Genomic DNA, 19,859 nt, shown 5'->3' with positions numbered 1-19,859 from the left:
GTTGCGAAACTTCTTTATTTTTTTCTGGGACGTGCGGGGAAGCCGGCGTGCCTGAGCAGCCATGCCTCTTGCTGCCGGTAGACGGGCGTGGAGAGAACCATGCTGGTGGTAGGCATTCCGTAGGGGAGCAGGCGTTCGATGAGGGGCTCGAGTTGATCGATGGAGGCGAGGCGGACTTTGATGAGGAAAGCTTCTCCGCCGGTGATGTGATGGCACTCCTGTACGGCGTCGATGGTGGGGAGAAACTTGAGGAAGGGGCGGTAGTGGGTGTTGTCGCAGGTGAGCCGGATGAAGGCCATGACGGAGTAGCCGAAGGCCTTTTCGTCGAGCAGGGCGCGGTACCCGAGAATAACTTTGGCGCTCTCGAGCTGATGGATTCGCTCGGCGACGGCGGAGGGGGAGAGGCCTACCTTGCGGCCTAGCTCGGCGTAGGAAGCTCTGGCGTCTTCGGCGAGCATGCGGACGATGTTGTAGTCGATGGGGTCGAGGTCTTGTGCCATGGGTTACTCCTATGTTCCTAGCAATTAGACATTAGAAGGGGCAACTTAATTGTTTTATGTCACGGCGGTATCCGGTGTGATACGCGTTGAGAATGATTGATTCGTTGGATTCTGGTTTGCTTTTTTGGTGTTTATTCTGATTTATGAGCGGATTTCCGAATGGTTTGCATGGCTTACTGGACCCCGCTCCTCTATGCTGCTCGTTATGGTTGAACTTGATGGAAGATCGTTGACGATTGACGAAGTTGTTCGTGTCGCGCGAAGTGGCGAGTCCGCTTCGATTGCGGGAGCGGCGCTGGGCCGCATGAAGATCTCGCGCGGCAAGGTGGACGAGGCGCTTCAGGGTGAGACTGCGGTGTATGCGCTGAACACTGGGGTAGGGCTGCTGGCGAATGTTCGGCTTGAAGCCGATGGAATTGAGCAGATGCAGTTAAACCTAGTGCGCTCGCACTGCTGCGGGGTGGGAGAGCCGCTAGCCGAGGACGTGGTTCGGGCGATGATGTTGATCAGGGCAAATATTCTTGCGATGGGCTTGTCGGGGATTCGGCCGGTGGTTGCGGAGCGGCTGTGTGACCTGCTGAACTCTGGCATTACTCCGGTTGTGCCGATGCGTGGAAGCGTTGGCGCGAGCGGGGATCTGGCGCCGCTTGCACATATGGCTCTGGTGTTGATTGGGGAGGGCGAGGCCTTTTTTGCTGGCGAGCGGCGCCCGGCTGCGGAGTGTTTCCAGCGAGCCGGGCTGCAGCCGTTGAAGCTTCAGGCAAAGGAGGGAATCTCGCTGCTGAATGGGACACAGGCGATGCTGGCTATCGGATGTCTGCAGCTGCGTGACCTTGACGAGTTGTTTCAGTCGGCACAGATTGCTGCGGCGCTGACCTTGCAGGCGCTGCGAGGCACGGCGGCAGCCTATGATGAGCGGCTTCATGCGGCGCGTCCTCATCCGGGACAGGTTCATAGCGCGGCTTCGCTTCGAGATTTGCTTGAGGGATCGACGCGGCATCGTTCGAGTACGAGCGTTCAGGATGCTTATTGCCTGCGCTGCGTTCCGCAGGTCCATGGGGCGATGTGGGACTCGCTGCGTCAGGCGGAGCGGGTGTTCGCGATTGAGTTGAACAGCGCGACGGACAATCCTCTGCTATTTGAGGATGACTTTATCTCTGGTGGAAACTTTCATGGAGCTCCGCTGGCGCTGGTGCTGGATCAGCTTGCGATTGCCCTCTGCCAGTTGGCGGGTATCTCTGAGCGAAGGACGGAGAGGCTGATGAATCCTAGTTTGAACGAGGGGCTTCCTGCGTTTCTGGCTACGCGGCCGGGGATCGAGTCGGGATTGATGATGGCCCAGGTGACATCTGCTGCTCTGGTCGCGGAGATGCGGGTTCTGGCTACGCCAGCCTCTGCGTGCTCGATCCCGACGAGTGGGAATCAGGAAGACTTTGTGAGTATGGGAATGACAGCTGCGCTGAAGCTGATGCAGTCGGTGACGCACTGCAGGATGGTCTTGGCGATCGAGTGGCTGACGGCTACGCGGGCGCTTGACCTTCGCGACGATCGTTCTGTCTCGCCGTTGCTGGATGCGGCTCGCGATGCGTTTCGAACCGATTGCCCGGCGTGGGAGGGAGATCGGGTCTTGTCCGGGATGATGGCAGCGGCGGATGCGTTTCTTGCGAAGATCCATTGGGCGTCGACGTTGAACACGCAGGAGGTCGCTCACGCATGAGCGCTTACACCCCTATTCGCGCACCGCGCGGGAATGTACGAACAGCGCCGGGCTGGATTCAGGAAGCGGCCAAGCGCATGCTGATGAACAACCTCGATCCGGAGGTGGCTGAGAAGCCGGAGGAGTTGATCGTCTATGGAGGGCGCGGGAAGGCGGCGCGCAACTGGGAGGCCTACCATACGCTGGTTCAGACGCTCGATCGCCTGAAGAACCACGAGACGATGCTGGTGCAGTCGGGGAAGGCAGTGGCGGTACTGGAGACACATCCGCTGGCTCCGCGGGTGTTGATTGCCAATTCAAACCTGGTGCCGCATTGGGCTAACTGGGACGAGTTTGACAAGCTGGATCGTGCGGGCTTGATGATGTACGGGCAGATGACTGCGGGCTCTTGGATCTATATCGGGACGCAGGGGATTCTTCAGGGGACCTACGAGACTTTTCTTGGGGCGGCGCAGAAGTACTTTAACGGCTCACTGAAGGGAACGATTACTGTCACTGCAGGCCTGGGCGGCATGGGAGGCGCGCAGCCACTGGCGGTGAAGCTGGCCGGCGGAGTGAGTATCTGTATTGAGGTGGACGAGAGCCGTATTCAGCGCCGCATTGCGACGCGGTATCTGGATGAGGTGGCTACGTCGCTCGAAGATGCGATTACGCGGGCAACAGTGGCGCGCAAGGAGGGCCGTGCGGTTTCGATCGGACTGCTCGGAAATGCCGCTGCCATTTTGCCGCAGATCGTGCGGTCCGGTTTTGTGCCTGATATTGTTACAGATCAGACGAGCGCACATGATCCGCTCTATGGCTACTGGCCGATTGCTAAGGAAGATGAAGATTTGTCGGCAGAGCGCAGTCGGGAGCCGGAGCGTTATCTCGAGCGGGTGCGTGGCGATATTGCTCAGCATGTTCAGGCGATTCTGGAGCTGCAGCGCCGGGGCGCGATCTGTTTTGACTACGGCAACAATCTGCGGGCGCAGGCGAAGATCGCCGGCGTGAATGATGCGTTCGACTATCCGGGATTCGTACCTGCTTTTATTCGTGATTCTTTCTGCGAGGGGCGAGGACCGTTTCGGTGGGTTGCCTTGTCGGGTGATCCGGCTGATATTGCGGCTACTGACGCGGCGCTGCTCAAACTTTTTCCTGAGGATGCGCGGTTGAATCAGTGGCTTCCCTGGGCGGGCGAGCACGTCGCTTATCAGGGTCTGCCTGCGCGCATATGCTGGTTGGGATATCGGGAGCGGGATAAGGCCGGCCTGCTGTTCAACCAGATGGTGCGGGATGGCCGACTGAAGGCTCCGATTGTCATCGGTCGCGATCATCTGGATGCCGGGTCGGTTGCAAGTCCGTACCGCGAGACCGAGGCTATGCTGGATGGTTCGGACGCTGTCTCCGATTGGGCGTTGCTGAACTTTGCGACAGGAATCGCCAGCGGGGCCGGGTGGATGAGCTTTCATCATGGGGGCGGTGTGGGCATGGGGTATAGTCAGCACGCCGGGTTAGTTGCTGTTGCTGATGGGAGCGATGAGGCGGATCAGCGGTTGCGGCTCTGCCTCACCAACGATCCGGCGATGGGTGTGATTCGCCACGCCGATGCGGGATATGAGAAGGCTCACAGGATCGCGGCTGAGCGTGGCCTCGATAGGCCGGGCGTTCAAAGTGCAGATGGCGTCGAGGCAAAATGAACGAGTTGCTTTTGGCTGGGATCTCGCAGGTGGTTACTCCGTTTGGAGTCGGACCGAAGCGTGGAGCGGCGATGAGACAACTACGGATCGTTCCAGAGGCGGCAGTTGCTGTCGATGCTGGCGTGATCTCGTGGATTGGACCGGAGCGCGAATGGAGCGGCTCTGCTGAGTCGGTGATTGATCTTGGCAGGCGCGCGGTTGTTCCTGGACTCGTAGATCCACACACCCATGCAGTGTGGGCGGGCGATCGTCTTGCGGACTTTGAAGCGCGCAGTACCGGGGCAACCTACGAAGAGATTCTGGCGGCGGGCGGCGGGATATGGCATACGATTCGTGAGACCACGGAGAAGAGCAGCGAGGAGATGGCTACGCTTGCATTGCCTCGCATTGAGGCGCTACAGCGTTCGGGAGCTACAACGATCGAGGTGAAGTCTGGTTATGGGTACACGCTCGAAGCGGAGATGCGTATGCTTGAGGCTATTCGCTTGCTGCAGGGGCGGACTCAGAGTCGCTTGGTACCTACTTTGCTGATCCACATTTGTCCCGAACGGCCTACTGAACGACAGGCTTATCGCGAGATGGTTTGCAACGAGTTGATACCGGAGGTTGCGAGGCGGCGTCTTGCTTCTGCGGTGGACATCTTTGTTGAGCATCATGCGTGGAGCTCGGAAGATGCGAGGATTGTGCTCGCTTGTGCGCAGGCCGCAGGGTTGAGGATCAAGCTGCATACGGAACAGTTTCAGCAGGTCGGTGGGCTGGAGTTGGGAGTTGAGATGGGAGCTCTGAGCGTAGATCATCTTGAAGTGTGTTCGCTCGAACAGTGTGAGTTGGTCGCCAGGTCGAAGACGATTGCAACGATTCTGCCTGGTGTGAGTCTTCACCTCGGCCTTGCTGCTGCGCCGGGACGGAAGTTGATCGACGCTGGTGCTGCGGTGGCTATTGGCACTGACCTGAATCCGGGGTCTAGTCCGCTGTTCTCTACGGCGGCGGCGATGGGCCTGGCGGTGCGGTTGAATGGACTGACGGCGCCGGAGGCTCTGACCGCGTGCACGGTGAATGCGGCGGCGGCGCTTGGGCTTGCTAGTGTCGGGAGGCTGGAGGTCGGGATGCAGGCAGATCTGCTGGTGCTCGAGAGCGCTGACTGGCGGGACCTGTCTTATACGCTCGGACAAAATATGGTGTGTGAGGTCTGGGTTGCCGGACGAAAGCAGGCTGCATGAGCGTGTCTTATCAGCCGGATCTTGTTTATGTTGATGGGCGATTTCAGAGTGGTTACGAGGTTGTTGTTGCGGATGACGGAACGATCTTCTCGGTTGGACCGGTGAAGACGGAGGGCGACGCGGATGTTCGCCGCTTGCCGGGACGCGCGCTGTTGCCGGGCATGATCGATATTCATTCGCACTCGTTTCAGCGTGCGTTGCGCGGCAAGGCGGAGTCGAGGCGCAGAAGTGGGCCTGACTTCTGGTCGTGGCGGAACATCATGTATCGTTGCGCGCTTGCACTGACGCCGGAGGAGATCTACGACGTTGCCCGTATGGCATCTCTTGAGATGACGCTTGCGGGGATCACTACGGTTGGGGAGTTTCACTATCTCCACCGCACGGCGGCGGGTGAAGCCTATGCTGATCCGAACCTGCTGGCGAAGCAGGTGATTCGCGCTGCGGAGAGCGTGGGGATCCGAATCGTTCTACTTCGGTGCGCCTATGTTCGCGCGGGCTTCAAGCTTCCGCCGGACTCTGGCCAGATTCGTTTTATCGAGCCGGATGTGGAGAGATTCTTGCGTGATTCGGAGATGCTGCGGAATGAGATTGCCGCGATGGCTTCGACGGTTAGCTTTGGACTAGCTCCACATAGTGTTCGGGCTGTTCCGCGTGATTACCTCAAGGCTATTTCGGGCTGGGCGCAGACGCATGGTCTTCCGCTGCATATGCACGTTGCGGAACAGCCTGCGGAGATTGAGGCCTGCATTGCTGAGTATGGAGCGACTCCCTTTGAGTTTCTCGATGAGATGGGGCTGATGACGCCGGACTTTACCGCGATCCATGCGATTCATCTGCAGACTGGCGAGATTGAGCGGATGGGGCGTGGAAAGATTACGGTGGGGGCTTGTCCTACGACGGAGCGAAACCTCGGGGATGGAATTCTTGATGCTGATGCTTTGATCGATGCAGGGGTTTCGATTGCGCTGGGGACGGACAGCCATACGCAGACGGATGCGCTGGAGAATGCTCGCGAGCTGGAATCGAATCTGCGTCTGCGACACCTGCAGCGTGCGGTCCTCGATGGTCGACAGGGTGAGGCTTTGCCGGTTCTGCTCTTCGACTTCGCGACGCGCGCTGGTGCACGGTCGCTGCATGTCGAGGCGGGTTCTCTGGAGGCCGGTAAGGCTGCTGACTTCTTTACCGTCGATCTCTCCGAGGCTTCGATTGCGGGAAGTCTGCCCGATGAGTTGCTGACGAATATTGTGTTCAGCATGTCTCCGAGGGCGATTCGGGACGTTGTTGTCGCTGGGAGGGTCGTCATCGACGACGGGCGTCATGCGATGCAGGATGAGATCATCGATGCCTTTCGTGGCGTGCAGACGCGGCTCGGGACAGAACTATGATTCGTCCGCAGACACTGCTACGAGAGTTGGTGGCGATTCCGAGTGTGTCCAGCATGAGCAACCGCCCGGTGATGGGGTGGATTCAGAGATTTCTTGAACCGCTGGGGTGGCATTCTCGGCAGTTTTGCTATGACGATGCGGCGGGCGTGGAGAAGGTGAATCTTGTTGTCTCGCCTCAGCCGATGGAAGAGGGGCGGATCGAGACGGAGCTTGCCATTGTCTGCCATACGGATACGGTTCCGTTCGGTGCTGAGTGGGCGGACGCAACGGCGCTACATGAGCGGGATGGGATGCTGCATGGCTGCGGCGCTTGTGATGTGAAGGGCTTTCTTGCGTGTGTGCTCGCCGCAGCTTCGTCGGTGAATGTTGGTGAGATGAGCAAGCGGCTGTGCCTGGTCTTTACGGCGGACGAAGAGGTTGGCTGCCGGGGGGCTCGCTTCCTTCTTGAGTCCGACGCGATTCGTGCTCGGTACGCCATTGTTGGAGAGCCCACCTCGCTTACTCCTGAGCGTGCCGGGAAGGGCTATTGTCTTGCTTCGATCAAGGTGACGGGGCGAGCTGCACATAGTGCTTTTCCGGAGGCTGGGCGGTCGGCCATCTTTGCTGCGGCGCGGTTGCTGCGAGAGATCGAGGCTCTGGCGCTGGAGTTGATGGTAGACCGCAATAATGCTTTTTCTCCTCCGTGGACGACGTTGAACGTTGGTGAGATTTGCGGGGGGACGGCCAAGAATGTTGTTCCGGCTGAGTGCTCTTTTTTGTTGGAGTGGAGACCTGTTCCGACGCAACGGCCGGAGGTTGTTCTTGAGCGGCTGAGTGAGATTATTCGTCGTTTCGAGGAGGAGAGTAGGGACGGGTTTGAGATACAGGTTGAGGTTCTGAGGATGGAAGGCGGGTTTGAGACTCGCATCGATAGTGCCGTGATTCAGGCTGTGATGAAAAAGACTGACTCGAGGGTCCAGACTATCGCCTTTGGCACGGAGGCTCCGTGGATGGCTCGAATGGGCGCTGAAGCGGTGGTGATCGGGCCGGGATCTATGCTGACGGCGCATAGTCCACGCGAGTGCGTGCCGATTGCGGAACTCGAGGAGTGCGTGACGATCTTGGGTCGGGCGATCAAGGAGCTTTGCGGCTAGGGGCTTTGTTTGTTTGATCGCTTCGTCGAGTGTTCTGTATACGGTGGGTTAGCGGGCTGTCTGGACTAACGCAGGGCGGCTCGTGGCTACGTTGGCGACGAGTTCGCCAAAGAGTGAGTTGGCCCAGGCGAACCAGCTTCGTGTGAACTTGGTGGCGTCGTTGCGATTGAAGCTCTCGTGCATGAAGCCTGATCCAGCGCTAGCGTGTTTCAGCATGGCGAGGGCGTGGGCGATCTCGTTGTCCGATTGACTGGTGAGGGCGTAGGTGGTGATGGCCATGGGCCAGATCATGTCTTTGCCCTCGTGGGGTCCGCCGATTCCCTCGCCTGCACTTCCCTGAAAGAACCATGGGTTGCGATCGCTCCAGGCAAAGCTGCGGGTGCGGGCGTAGAGGGCGGCGTCGGGGGAGCTGTTGATGTACGGAAGCGCGAGCAGGCTCGGGACGTTGGCGTCGTCCATGAGCAGTTGGCTGCCATAGCCGTCCACCTCGTACGCCCAGATAGTTCCCTCGGCGGTCTGCGCCACGGCGTGTTGTTGGAGCGCCTTCTTCACCTCGCCCGATAATGCATCGGCTTGGTTAGCGAGAGCTGAGTCATGCAGGATCTCGTTGGCCATCTGCGCGAGATAGCCGAGGGTTGTGACGGCGAAGAGGTTCGACGGGACGAGAAATGGGAAGGTGCAGGCGTCGTCCGACGGCCGAAAGCCGGACGCGACGAGGCCAACGGGAAGTACGGGCGCGCCGTATCCGTCGCCAGGCAGGGTTTCGGTCGGCGTCTTGGAGGTGCGTTGAAAGTGATAGGGGCCGGGGCCTTGCCTGCGCTGCTGAACGCGCATGGTCTCGACGACCAGCTTCATCGCGGCGTGCCATGTTTTGTCGAAGGGAGAGGTGTCGCCGGTTGCGCGCCAGTATCCGTAGGAGAGACGGATCGGATAACAGAGCGAGTCGAGCTCCCATTTTCGCTCGCCAACGCCGCGCTTCATCTCGGTTGCATCCGTTCTGCTCCACTCGAGCGGCGGCGCGTCGAGGTTCGCCATGAAAGCATTTGCGTAGGGGTCGATGAGGATGCATCTGGCCTGTCGACGGATGATGCCCTCGAGCATCTGGCGGAGTTGGGCGTCCTTCGCAGCCGGCGGGAGATAGGGCCACACCTGGGCGGAGGAGTCGCGCAGCCACATCGCGGGGATATCCCCCGTGATGACTGCTGTGTCCGGCTTGCCTTCGAAGGTGCCGAACTCAACGGTCGTGTCGAGTGTGTTGGGATAGCAGTTTTCAAAGAGCCATGCCAGTTCGGGATCGCCGATCTTGCTGCTCACGCTCTTGAGGTACTCCTCAACGGCAGCACTGTGAAATCTTCTGTCCTGGATGGCTGGGCGTTTGGAGGGAGATGAAAAAGGCGTTGCGACTGCGAAGACGGTGGAGGGGCGAAGAGTGACGGCTACTGCGGCTCTTGCTGTCATGCGCAGCATCAGTCGGCGGCTGGTTTTCCCGTTTGTCATCTTTGGTCTGGAGTTCCGGATGTGAGTTTTTGACGGCTTAATGGATGCAAAAACTTAATTTTGCCCAAGATTTTCAGAGTAGTGACTTTTTGAGCGAGGATCAGTCAATATTTTGATCGAATTATCTCTCTGTTCAGTTTAGTCTACGTCAATAGAGTAAGTGTCTGCGCGACACTCGTCCTTGAGATTCAACATTCAGACTTAGTGATCTTTAGTATCTACGGAGCATCAGTGATTTCCAGAAGAAGATTCCTTGGCGGCGTCTCGGCTGTCTGTGCGGTGGGTGCGTCTGAGAGCAGCGCATTCGGCAAAGTGATCCACGAGTCCACAAAGACGGATGCGAGCTTCGACGCCGCATCGCTGGTTGATATAAGGATTGGCACTGGCGGACATGGGCATACGTTTCCTGGGGCTACGGTACCTTTTGGTGCGGTCCAGCTCAGTCCTGACACCTACAACGATCAGTGGGATTGGTGTTCGGGCTATCACATCTCCGACACGTCGATCATGGGCTTCAGCCATACACACCTGAGCGGTACGGGCTGCGGCGACCTGCTGGATTTTCTGGTGATGCCCGGCACCGGCGAGTCGAAGATTGTTCCTGGTCCGCGCAGTAATCCGGATGTGGGCTATCGCTCGCGCTTCGACCATGCAGACGAACATGTCGAACCTGGCTATTATTCCGTTCTTCTGAAGGACTATGGCGTTCGCGCGGAGTTGTCCGCGACGGAGCGTACCGGGCTGCACCGATACAGCTTTCCTACGGGCAAGGATGCTCCGTTGTCTGGTCATATCATCGTCGACCTTGAGCATAGCTACGCCTACAACGGGCAGTCGGCCGTGGTCACCGCTTCGCTCGAACGTACCGCACCGGACACACTCGCGGGAGGACGCACCACCAAAGCGTGGGGTGATGGGCGGCAGATCTACTTCACGATGAAGTTCTCGCAGCAGCCGACTCGGATTGTCTTCTATCAGGAGGGGGCGGAGGTTCCTGCGGGGGCGCAGCCGTTGACTGGCAAGTCTTTGAAGTGCGTTTTGTTCTTTGATACGGCGAAGGATCCGGTGATTCTGGTGAAGACCGGGATCTCGGGCGTCAGCGCGGAGTCTGCTGCGAATAACTTGAAGGTTGAGCTGCCGGGATGGGACTTTGAAAAAGTTCGCCGCAGCGCACGGGAGAGGTGGAATCAGCAGCTCTCACGCATCAAGATCAAGACTGAGAATGAGACACACCAGCGAATCTTTTATGCTGCGCTGTACCACGCTTGTGTTGGACCTTCGCTGTTTGATGATGTCGATGGCCGCTATCGAGGGATGGATAAGCAGATTCATCAGCTTCGTAATGGGCAGCGAAACTACACTGCATTTTCATTGTGGGATACCTATCGCGCCGCTCATCCTCTGTACACGCTGATGTCGGCTGATCGTGTGCCGGACTTTGCGAACGCGCTGATTCGCATGGCGGAGGAGAGCCCTGCGGGAATGCCGGTGTGGCCGCTGCAGGGCTGCGAGACCGGGACGATGACCGGCTATCACTCTGCTGCTGTGATTGCAGAGGCGTGCAACAAAGGCGTTGCAGGGGTGGACTACGAACGCGCTTACAAGGTGATGATGAAGCGTGCGATGGTGGATGACTATCGCGGCCTCGGTTATTACCGCTCGAAGGGGTACATCCCCTGCGATCTTGAAGAGGAGTCGGTCAGCAAGACGTTTGAATATTGCTATGACGACTGGTCGATCGCACACGTGGCGAAGAAGCTGGGCCACTCGGACGATGCAACGATGCTGGTGGCGCGTTCGCGCAACTATCGCAATTACTACGATCGCTCGATGAACTTCGCGCGGCCCAAGCTGGCGAACGGCGACTGGGCTGCGCCGTTTGATCCGATCGAGATGGGCACCTCCAAGAAGTGGCGCGATTTTACCGAGTCGAACTCGTGGCAGACTACATTTGGGATTCAGCACGATGCAGCGGGGTTGATTGAGATTCTTGGCGGACAGAAGCAGTTTCTCGAGAAGCTCGATGAGTTATTCGATCAGCCATCGACGCTGCCTGCCGACGCACCGCCCGATATCGCCGGGCTGGTGGGTCAGTATGCGCATGGCAACGAGCCGTCGCATCACATCGCCTATCTTTACTCCTATGCGGGCCAGCCGCACAAGACACAGGCGCGCGTGCGCATGCTGATGGAGAAGATGTACGCTGCGCTTCCGGATGGATTGCAGGGCAACGAAGACGTGGGCCAGATGTCGTCGTGGTACATCCTGAGTTCGCTGGGTTTTTATTCGGTTGACCCTGTGAGCGGCAACTACATCTTTGGCACGCCCTTGTTCGATGAGGTTAATGTGCAACTAGGCAACGGCAAACGGCTTGAGATTATTGCACATCGTCACTTGGCGAGCGATCAATATATTCAGTCGATCAGCTTCAATGGAAAGCCGTACACGAAGTCCTGGTTCAATCATCGGGATATTGTGAATGGTGCACGCATCGTCTTCGAGATGGGAGACAAACCGAATCTTGAGTTTGGATCTAAACCCGCGGATGTGCCGCCTTCTTTGACGCTTGAGAGCGCCTAAACGCTGGACTTATCGATCTTGCTTTCAGCCATGTGAGAGGTCTTGATGACGAAGCTTCTGCTATGCCTTCTCTTTGTTGTGCCAACGGCCTTCGCGCAGACGAAGACACTGTTCTACATGACCGATCACCCGGATTCGGTGCGCGACTTCATGGAGCATCAGACCAAGATCGATATCATCGTTCCGACCTGGTATGGCGTGGATTCGAACGGACTAGTGTACGGTGAGCCGGATCCGAGCGTGATGCGAGTGGTGAAGCAGCGACACATCTCTCTGTTCCCCATCATCGCAATCTTCGACAAGACCGGTGTGCATTCTTTGCTTACCAGCGATCAGGCGCAGACGGCGTTGGTTGGTTCGCTGATCTCTGAGTGCAAACAGAATGGTTATGACGGCTTTCAACTCGACTTCGAGAATATCTCGTGGACCGATCGAGATGCTCTCTCGGCTACGGTGAAGCGCATCGCCGATGGCATGCACCGAGAGCGCCTGCAACTGCAGATCGCGGTGGTTCCTAATGCGCCGGGACATCCGGGCCACAGCGCATTTAGCAAGTGGATCTTCGCGGATTGGCGTGGCGTCTTCGATCTGAAGGCGCTTAGTGAGTCGGTCGATCTGATCTGCCTGATGACGTACGACCAACACACGCGATGGACGACGCCTGGGCCGGTCGGGGGATGGGTGTGGATGAATGAGAATCTGGATTATGCGCTGAAGGTCGTGCCCAGGGAGAAGCTATCGCTCGGTATCGCACTCTATGGATACCACTGGTATGCCGGCGACCCGGGCGTGAACGACAAGGAACAGAAGCCGAACATTACGGCAGATTACATCAGCGCTGCTGACGCACATACTCTGCGTGACACCTACGACGGCCATGAGCAGTGGGACCCACAGGACCATAGCGCGTATTTTTTCTTCTATCGGGATCAGATGCGCGAGTGGATCTTTTATACCGAGAAGCGGGGATTTGCTGATCGCTACAATCTGGCCAAGGAACAACACCTGCAGGGGATTTGCGCCTGGGTTCTCGGTCAGGAAGATGATGCCATCTGGAGCGTTTTGCCAGAGCGGCGATAGTGGTGAACAGAGGCGTCTGTTCTACAAATGTGAACTGACGCCTCTCTGGTAGAACTCCCGATATGGTTGGAGCCGTTGAGCGAGCGGGCTAATTGATCCGCCCTAGTTGGGGGGAAGTTGAACGGAGTTCCAGCCTCCTCCAAGTGCCATCTGCAGCTGGGTGCTTGCTACAATTCGCCGAGCAACCAAGGATGCAGCAGCTCTTTCGACGGTCAGCTCTATTGTCTGATTGGTGAGCACTTCGAGATATTGCGCGAGACCACGCTTGTAGCGAAGCGTTGAGAGTTCGGTACTCTTCTGCGCCGCCTTCACTGCCTTGTCCTGTACGGAAGCCTCTTGCTCCAACACTCTCAGGGCGGAGAGTTGATCCTCTACATCGCGAAATGCGGAGAGCACCTGCTCGCGATAAAGCGCGGTGGCTTGTTCTCGCTGCGCTACAGCAAAATCCAGCTGTGCCCTTCTGCGGCCGGCATCGAAGAGAACCTCATTGGCAGAGGGTCCCGCGCTCCATTGCGTGCTGGACGAGTTGAAGATATTGCTGATGGAGGAGCTTTGCACGCCAGCACCTGCGCCCAGAAGGATCGTGGGATAGTAGGCTGACTTAGCGACCCCAATCAAGGCATTCGCAGATGCGACGCGACGTTCTGCGGCCGCGATATCCGGGCGCCGCTCGAGCAACTCCGACGGAACGCCTGTGGGGATGCTGGGCGGATCGCCTTCGATGGGACGCTCGGCGATGTGAAAGCCGGTTGCGGATTCTCCGACGAGCACGGCAATCGCATGTTCGAACTGCGCGCGTTGCACCCCGAGATCGATGAGCTGGGCCCGGGTCTCTTCCAACTGCGCCTTCGCCTGCTGAACATCGCTGTCAGAACTCAGGCCACCTGTCAGCCGGTCCTCTGTAAGTTGCAGTGTCTGGGTATATGCGTCGAGTGTCGATCGAAGAAGCTGCGCCTGGAGGTCAAGTCCTCGAAGTTGAAAGAACGTAACCGCGAGCAGGCCTTGCAAGCTTAGTCGCGTATTGGCCAGATCCGCAGAGGAGGCCTGTGCGTTGGCTGCGCTCGATTCAATCTGTCTGCGAATGCCACCCCACAGGTCCGGCTCCCAGGAGATGTTTAGTGGAATGAGGAAGTCCCAGTAGGATGAGGCTACGTTTGAGGGTCGCAAGGGTGTATTGTTTGAAGCACGGTTGCGCGATGCCGACCCGCCGAGCGAGACGGTTGGATAGAGAGACGATTTATTCTCTCGAACTAGATCGTGGGCCTGCTCATAAGCGTGAAGAGCGGCGGCTATGTTCTGATTTGCAGCCGCACATCGCTGCTCCAGATTGTTTAGCTCGTCGTCCTGATAGATCGACCACCATTGCCCGCGGTCGACTCCATCGGCTGGCTTGGCCGAGGACCAGTCGCCGTTGTGGCCGTCGTCTGTGTAAGCGGGCGGAGCCGGCATGGCCGGAGCTTTATAGTTCGGTCCAACTTTGCATCCGCTCAGCAACGAGGCGCCGAGCAGCGCTCCTGTACGCGATAAGACGCGGGCCTTCATCGCTTCCCCTGGCTGTTGCCGTTATTGATGACGCGAACTTCCTCTCCGTCGGTGAGTGAATCGGGAGGGTTGCCGATGATGGCTTCTCCTGGCTTGAGGCCGGCTAAGATTTCGACAGTCGTACCGTAGTCGCGCCCTGGCGCTACACGCGCCATGTGAACGTGATGATTGGCATCCACCGTCGCTACCCGCAAGCCGTCCGGCTCCAGGATCAGGGCGCTCACCGGCACGATCAGAACAGGTACGGCGCTCGACACATTAAGGTGAACTTCGGTGTAGCTTCCCGGAAGTAACTCGCCGGAGCGGTTGTCCACATCCACCTCTGCGAGCAGGGTTCGCGTTGCAGGATCGACGGAGTCCGACGAACGAACAAGCTTGCCTTGAAAGGTGCGGCCAGGGTACTGCGGCAAGACCAGCTTCGCAATCATTCCATTTTTGGCATCCGGCGAATAGATCTGCGGCACGTTAATAAAGACGCGGAGAGTGCGGATGGCAGAGATATCGAAGATCTCCTTGTTTCCCGATATTGCTCCGCCGGAGGTCGAGGTGCTTCCAGTAGCCGTGATGAGTTGTCCGATGTCGAGGTTGCGCGCGGTAACAATACCATCAAAGGGCGCTACGATGCGTTCGAAGGAGACCAGCTCCTCCAACCGCTGTACATTCGCTTGAGCCGAAGCAATCTCTGTATTCCTCGCCTCCAATGCCTGTACGGCGTTGTCGGTGTCCTGTTGCGAGACGGCATTGCGGCCTATCAGATCGTTGTAACGATCCGCCGTTATCTTCGCGATACTGGCGTTGCTCTTTGCTGTTGCGAGGTCCGCCTTCGCGGAGGCGAGTTGTTGGTCGAGCTCAGGCGTTTCAATCACGGCAAGCAGCTCGCCCTTGCGTACAGGTGTTCCGATGTCGTGATACCAGGCCTTAACGTAGCCAGTTGTTCGTGCGTAAATCGGCGCCAGAGTGAAGGCCTGAATGTTGCCTGGAAGCACGATCTCCCGGGCACTCTGCTGCATGACAGGTTTCTCCAGCGTCACGGGAGGAGCAGAGGTATTCTCGGTGTACTTCGTCAGTTCAGCGCTTGCATGTTTGCGCGAGACGATGCCAACGACCGCAACAATCACAGCCACTACCAGCGCGATCATGACAACAGACAGCAAGGATCGACGCGAAACCTTCGGCGGCTCATGCCTTGCCTGCTGAGCAGTGTGCTTGGCTGGCTGCTCTTCAGCTACGTCTCGACGTCGGTTTACTGCTGATGTCTTCTGCTCGTCGGGGTTCTCGGGGTTCATTGACATCTCTCCAAATGCGCTGTGGGCGCGGCGTTCCATAGGTTGAACGATCCTGAATGACTCATAGTGATTCTTCCGCATCTTGTGCGACGGGAGGAGGATCGTTTCGATGCATAAATGAAAAGAAGACTGGAACGAAGGTTAGCGTTCCAAAGGTAGCCAGTAGAAGTCCTCCAATGACGGCACGGCCGAGTGGCGCGTTTTGCTCGCCTCCGTCGCCGAGTCCGAGGGCCATCGGAACCATGCCGATGATCATTGCGAGTGCAGTCATGATGACTGGACGAAAGCGTGTGAAACCGGATGAGAGGGCTGCATCAAGAGCGCTCAATCCCAGGTCCATCTGCTCTTTCGCGAAGCTGACTACTAGAATCGAGTTCGCCGTCGCTACACCCACGCACATGATTGCGCCTGTCAATGCAGGGACGCTGATGTGAGTACCGGTTAGAAACAGCAGCCATACAATTCCAGCCAAGGCCCCGGGTAATGCGGCGATGATGATGAATGGGTCAAGCCAACTCTGGAAGTTCACTACGATGAGCGCGTAAACGAGCACGATCGAAAACAGGAGTCCATAGACGAGCCCCGTGAAGGAGGTGTGCATCGTCTGGATCTGGCCGCGGACGTAGATCTCGGTTCCACGAGGCAACTCGCCCTTGCTGTCTTTGACCATCTGCTCAATTCTGGTCGAAACACTTGCGAGGTCTGTCCCTTCAACCGCACCATAGATATCGATTACGGGTCGTGCATTGTAGTGGCTTACTGTGCCCTGTTCGGCTCCTCTTCGAATCGACGCCAGATTCCCAAGAATTTGAGGCTGCTGTGTCGAGCCATTCGTCGCGATCGGGAAGTTTTCGAGCTGCTGCAGGCTCTGCACGTTGTACTGCGGCGTCTGCACGGCGATGTTATAGCTGACGTGATTCTGAGGATTGAGATAGAACGTGGGGTTGGTCTGGAAGCTGCCGCTGAGGCTGGTGAGCACGCTATTTGCTACATCTCGCTGGCTGTAACCCACCTGCTGTGCGCGCGTGCGGTCGACGTCGATGGTCCACGTCGGAAGATTGAACGGCTGTTGAATTCGCAGGTCGGTCGTCCCGGAGATGTGACTGATCTGCTGCATCAGCTGTTCGGCAACGACGCGATTCTGTGCAATCTGCTGCCCTACAACCTGGATGTCAATCTGGGCCGGCAGACCGAAGTTCAGGATCTGGCTGACCATGTCGGTCGGCAGGTAGTAGAACTCTGTGCCCGGAAACTGCTGGGTGAGCTTGTCGCGCAGCCGGTGGGTGTACTCGGCCGTTGGGCGATGCTTCTCGTCGAGCGAAACCAGAATGTCTGCGTCCGCGGTGCCGACCGGAGCAGAGTTCGAGTAAGAGAGATTCAGACCGGAGTATGGGATGCCGATGTTGTCGATGACCGAGACCAACTCTGCGGCGGGGATCTCGCGACGGATTACATCATCGATCTGGTCGCATAGTCTCGCTGTATCTTCGATGCGGGTTCCAGTGTGTGCGCGAACATGCAGCTTGAACTGCCCTCCATCCACCGAGGGGAAAAAGTCCTGTCCCAGCCATGGATAGAGAAGAACTATGGACGCGATCCAGAAGGCACCAATCGAAAGAAGAAACGTAACCCGATACTCCAGGCAGAAGCTCAACAGACCGTGGTACCAGTTGCGAAGTTTTTCGAAGCTGCGTTCAAAGGTAAGTTGAAAACGAACCAGCGGATTGCGGCTGACATGCGTCGCCTGCTCCTGCTGATGCGGCTTCAGCAGATACTTCGCCATGGTTGGAACGATGGTTCGCGACAGAAAGTATGACGCGAGCATTGCAAAGACCACCGCCTCGGCCAGCGGAACGAACAGATATCTCGCCACGCCCCCCAGAAAAAACATGGGGACGAAGACGATGCATATCGAGATCGTTGAGACAAAAGCCGGAACTGCGATCTGAGCAGCACCGTCGAGAATCGCCTGTTCGACCTCCTTGCCCTCTTCCAGATTTCGATTGATGTTCTCGATCTCGACGGTGGCGTCATCGACAAGGATGCCGACTGCCAACGCTAATCCGCCAAGCGTCATGATGTTGATCGTTTCACCCAGAGCGGCCAGCATCAGCAAGGAACAGATTACGGACAACGGAATGGAGACGGCGATAATGATGGTGGAACGCCAGCTTCCAAGGAATATCAGGATCATCGCCGCAGTGAGACAGGCGGCGATCAGGGCTTCGCGAACGACACCGCTGATTGCTCCACGGACAAAGACGGACTGGTCGGCGATGGGTTGCATCTTCAACGCGGGTGGTAGCTGCGCGGCGATGAGCGGAAGTTGAGCACGCACGTCGGAGATGATGTTGAGCGTCGAAGCGTTCCCAGTCTTCTGAATGGTCATCAACGAGGCACGTTGTCCATCCACGCGGACGATGTTTGTTTGAGGAGGAAAGCCATCGCGGACATTGCCTATGTCGCGGAGGTAGGTGGTTGAGCCGTTTACGGTCTTGATCGGCAGATTATTCAACTCAGCAATTGAGCTTGATGCGCTGTTCGTCTCTACCTGGTAATCGACGTGTCCCATCTTCATATCGCCAGCCGGCAGGATGATGTTTTGAGTCGATATGGTGTTTACGATGTCCGAGGCAGAGAGCCCATAGGCCTGCAGCTTCTGCGTATCGACATCCACCTGTATCTGGCGCTGCTTTCCTCCATAGGGGAAGGGCATGGAGGCGCCCTGAACAGTCGCCAGTTGGGTGCGGATGAAGTTGGTTCCAAAGTCGTAGAGCTGCTGTTCACTCAGACCGTTTCCGGACAAGCCAAGCTGCAAGATGGGGACACTCGATGCGCTGTACTGGATGACCAGCGGCGGCTGCGTACCTTGAGGATACTGGCGAAGCGCTGTCTGCGAGACAGCTGTAACCTGTGCTACCGCCTGGGAGATATTGACCGACGGGCGGAAGAAGATTTTGACTACCGAGACGCCGTTCAGTGTCTGGGACTCCGTGTGCTCGATGTCGTTGACCACTGTCGTCAGGTTTCGCTCGAAGGGCAGCACAATTCGATCGCTCAGTTGCTCGGGCGACAGTCCCGCGTAGTTCCATACGACCGATACGACCGGGATATCAATGTTCGGAAAGATATCAACCGGCGTCCGCAGCATGACTACGGGCCCGATAATGAACAAGAGCAGCGACAAGACGACAAAGGTATAGGGTCTCCTAAGCGCGAGACGAACGATCCACATCAAAGCTCCTTGGGACGATACTTTCTAAATTTTGCCTACCGCAGAGTCTATGAGATGCCAGTGTAAAAACAGCTTCTTTTGAATCTTAGTAAAACCAAGCGTTTAGAAATCAGATGCGGTGACTGTGGAACAAGACTCATCGTTGCCCATTTCGGCGTTTTACAAGAGAGCCGGCCTTCTTCTGAGGGCGGCGCTGATAATCAAGTCGTCTCAAACCTCCGAAGACGGCTTCCACCATTGCCTCGGACTCTGAGTCGTTGAGTGAGCCGTGGCCGGCGAGCAATCGAAAGATGGTGGGCCCATAGATCAGGTCGAGAACGATCTCTCCGTCGACAGCGCTGCGAATCTCTCCACGGTCCACGCCACGCCGCCACATGACGCGCGCAGCATCTCTGCGGGCGTAGAGAAAACGTTCTCGAAACGACGCCAGAAATCCCGGATCACTCTGCCCTTCTGCAATAAACTGGCAGAAGAGCCGTCCGAGTGTTGAGGTATAGAAAGCGGTCAATGACTTCAACTGCTCGGTAAAATCTTCTTCGGCCGACCCCGTATCGGGCGTTGCAACCCTGTCCGTCATTCCGGCCAGATAAGCGTCCAGGGCCACCATGCTCTTGTTAGGCCACCACTTGTAGATAGTGGCCTTGCTGACACCAGCCCGCCTTGCGATCGCGTCGGCAGTCACTTTGCGCAGCGATTCGCGCTCCAATAACTGAAGTGTCGCTTTGAGAATGGCTGACTTTGCCTCGAGGCTGCGGTGTCTCCCGCGTTTCTTCGGCTTCTCGGCGTGTTCCAGGGTTTGCTGTTTTCTCATACGTCTGTTCTCAACAAAACAAGCAGGTCGTGCAAACTCGGTAAATCTACACTTCATCATTACAGCGTAAGATACAGGCTGTACTCATTGTAAACTAGGCGTTCAGTATAGATATTAAGTGGCCGATTCATCGACTGACAAATCTTGCCACCAAGACTGGTCCTCTAATCTTTAGATCACTGCTGACTTGCATTATT

13 protein-coding genes are annotated in these 19,859 nt (G+C 57.4%); 7 read left to right on the top strand and 6 right to left on the bottom strand.

From position 1 onward, the window contains the following. Positions 1-14: 14 nt before the first annotated feature. On the bottom strand, positions 15-500 hold the full coding sequence (locus HDF10_RS08785) for an Lrp/AsnC family transcriptional regulator (protein WP_183812502.1): 486 nt from the start codon (positions 498-500) through the stop codon (positions 15-17). A gap of 193 nt (positions 501-693) precedes the next feature. On the opposite strand from HDF10_RS08785, the gene hutH reads away from it, so the two are divergent. Genes hutH through argE form a run of 5 tightly spaced genes read left to right on the top strand, consistent with a single transcriptional unit; the run spans position 694 to position 7,631 of the window. Next, on the top strand, positions 694-2,217 hold the full coding sequence (gene hutH / locus HDF10_RS08780; protein WP_311732705.1) for a histidine ammonia-lyase: 1,524 nt from the start codon (positions 694-696) through the stop codon (positions 2,215-2,217). Further along, entirely contained in the window at positions 2,214-3,893 is a 1,680-nt protein-coding gene (gene hutU, locus HDF10_RS08775; protein WP_183812500.1) for a urocanate hydratase, read from the top strand. Before hutH ends, hutU begins: the two co-directional genes overlap by 4 nt. Beyond that, positions 3,890-5,113: an imidazolonepropionase gene (gene hutI / locus HDF10_RS08770; protein ID WP_183812498.1), complete on the top strand. Its 1,224-nt coding sequence runs from the start codon at positions 3,890-3,892 to the stop codon at positions 5,111-5,113. The genes hutU and hutI overlap by 4 nt, the downstream gene beginning before the upstream one ends. Further along, positions 5,110-6,498 carry a formimidoylglutamate deiminase gene (locus tag HDF10_RS08765; protein ID WP_183812496.1) on the top strand — a complete coding sequence of 463 codons (1,389 nt, stop codon included), beginning with the start codon at positions 5,110-5,112 and terminating at the stop codon, positions 6,496-6,498. The genes hutI and HDF10_RS08765 overlap by 4 nt, the downstream gene beginning before the upstream one ends. Then, positions 6,495-7,631 (top strand): acetylornithine deacetylase, encoded by a 1,137-nt coding sequence (argE, locus tag HDF10_RS08760; protein WP_183812494.1) that lies wholly within the window; start codon positions 6,495-6,497, stop codon positions 7,629-7,631. Before HDF10_RS08765 ends, argE begins: the two co-directional genes overlap by 4 nt. 48 nt (positions 7,632-7,679) lie before the next feature. Here argE and HDF10_RS08755 read toward each other — a convergent pair whose 3' ends face one another. Continuing rightward, complete coding sequence (locus HDF10_RS08755; RefSeq protein WP_260177732.1) at positions 7,680-9,089, bottom strand: glycoside hydrolase family 125 protein; 1,410 nt, start codon at positions 9,087-9,089, stop codon at positions 7,680-7,682. 270 nt (positions 9,090-9,359) lie between these two features. Between HDF10_RS08755 and HDF10_RS08750 the strand changes: the two genes are divergently transcribed. Then, positions 9,360-11,708, top strand: coding sequence for a GH92 family glycosyl hydrolase (locus HDF10_RS08750; protein WP_183812490.1), 2,349 nt, complete (start codon positions 9,360-9,362; stop codon positions 11,706-11,708). A gap of 45 nt (positions 11,709-11,753) precedes the next feature. Further along, complete coding sequence (locus HDF10_RS08745; RefSeq protein ID WP_183812488.1) at positions 11,754-12,788, top strand: glycosyl hydrolase family 18 protein; 1,035 nt, start codon at positions 11,754-11,756, stop codon at positions 12,786-12,788. A 102-nt stretch (positions 12,789-12,890) separates the two neighbouring features. On the opposite strand, the gene HDF10_RS08740 is transcribed toward HDF10_RS08745, so the two are convergent. From HDF10_RS08740 to HDF10_RS08725, 4 genes are all read right to left on the bottom strand, one after another. Further along, positions 12,891-14,330 carry an efflux transporter outer membrane subunit gene (locus HDF10_RS08740; protein WP_183812486.1) on the bottom strand — a complete coding sequence of 480 codons (1,440 nt, stop codon included), beginning with the start codon at positions 14,328-14,330 and terminating at the stop codon, positions 12,891-12,893. Beyond that, the gene (locus tag HDF10_RS08735; RefSeq protein WP_260177731.1) at positions 14,327-15,616 is read right to left on the bottom strand and encodes an efflux RND transporter periplasmic adaptor subunit; all 1,290 of its coding nucleotides are present in this window, start codon (positions 15,614-15,616) and stop codon (positions 14,327-14,329) included. The genes HDF10_RS08740 and HDF10_RS08735 overlap by 4 nt, the downstream gene beginning before the upstream one ends. Before the next feature lie 61 nt (positions 15,617-15,677). Further along, on the bottom strand, positions 15,678-18,851 hold the full coding sequence (locus HDF10_RS08730; protein ID WP_183812482.1) for an efflux RND transporter permease subunit: 3,174 nt from the start codon (positions 18,849-18,851) through the stop codon (positions 15,678-15,680). A 136-nt stretch (positions 18,852-18,987) separates the two neighbouring features. Continuing rightward, positions 18,988-19,662 carry a TetR/AcrR family transcriptional regulator gene (locus tag HDF10_RS08725; protein WP_183812480.1) on the bottom strand — a complete coding sequence of 225 codons (675 nt, stop codon included), beginning with the start codon at positions 19,660-19,662 and terminating at the stop codon, positions 18,988-18,990. Positions 19,663-19,859: the final 197 nt, after the last annotated feature.

This window comes from Tunturiibacter empetritectus, assembly GCF_014201375.1.
GTDB lineage: Bacteria > Acidobacteriota > Terriglobia > Terriglobales > Acidobacteriaceae > Edaphobacter > Edaphobacter lichenicola_D.
The sequence above is the reverse complement of the archived record's forward strand: the minus strand, read 5'-3'. Positions and strand labels throughout refer to the sequence as shown.

What these genes read in the sequence shown, in the direction of transcription:
- HDF10_RS08785 (WP_183812502.1), bottom strand. Translation starts at nt 500, where the DNA reads ATGGCACAAGACCTCGACCCCATCGACTACAACATCGTCCGCATGCTC.
- hutH (WP_311732705.1), top strand. Translation starts at nt 694, where the DNA reads ATGCTGCTCGTTATGGTTGAACTTGATGGAAGATCGTTGACGATTGAC.
- hutU (WP_183812500.1), top strand. Translation starts at nt 2,214, where the DNA reads ATGAGCGCTTACACCCCTATTCGCGCACCGCGCGGGAATGTACGAACA.
- hutI (WP_183812498.1), top strand. Translation starts at nt 3,890, where the DNA reads ATGAACGAGTTGCTTTTGGCTGGGATCTCGCAGGTGGTTACTCCGTTT.
- HDF10_RS08765 (WP_183812496.1), top strand. Translation starts at nt 5,110, where the DNA reads ATGAGCGTGTCTTATCAGCCGGATCTTGTTTATGTTGATGGGCGATTT.
- argE (WP_183812494.1), top strand. Translation starts at nt 6,495, where the DNA reads ATGATTCGTCCGCAGACACTGCTACGAGAGTTGGTGGCGATTCCGAGT.
- HDF10_RS08755 (WP_260177732.1), bottom strand. Translation starts at nt 9,089, where the DNA reads ATGACAGCAAGAGCCGCAGTAGCCGTCACTCTTCGCCCCTCCACCGTC.
- HDF10_RS08745 (WP_183812488.1), top strand. Translation starts at nt 11,754, where the DNA reads ATGACGAAGCTTCTGCTATGCCTTCTCTTTGTTGTGCCAACGGCCTTC.
- HDF10_RS08740 (WP_183812486.1), bottom strand. Translation starts at nt 14,330, where the DNA reads ATGAAGGCCCGCGTCTTATCGCGTACAGGAGCGCTGCTCGGCGCCTCG.
- HDF10_RS08735 (WP_260177731.1), bottom strand. Translation starts at nt 15,616, where the DNA reads ATGAACCCCGAGAACCCCGACGAGCAGAAGACATCAGCAGTAAACCGA.
- HDF10_RS08730 (WP_183812482.1), bottom strand. Translation starts at nt 18,851, where the DNA reads ATGTGGATCGTTCGTCTCGCGCTTAGGAGACCCTATACCTTTGTCGTC.
- HDF10_RS08725 (WP_183812480.1), bottom strand. Translation starts at nt 19,662, where the DNA reads ATGAGAAAACAGCAAACCCTGGAACACGCCGAGAAGCCGAAGAAACGC.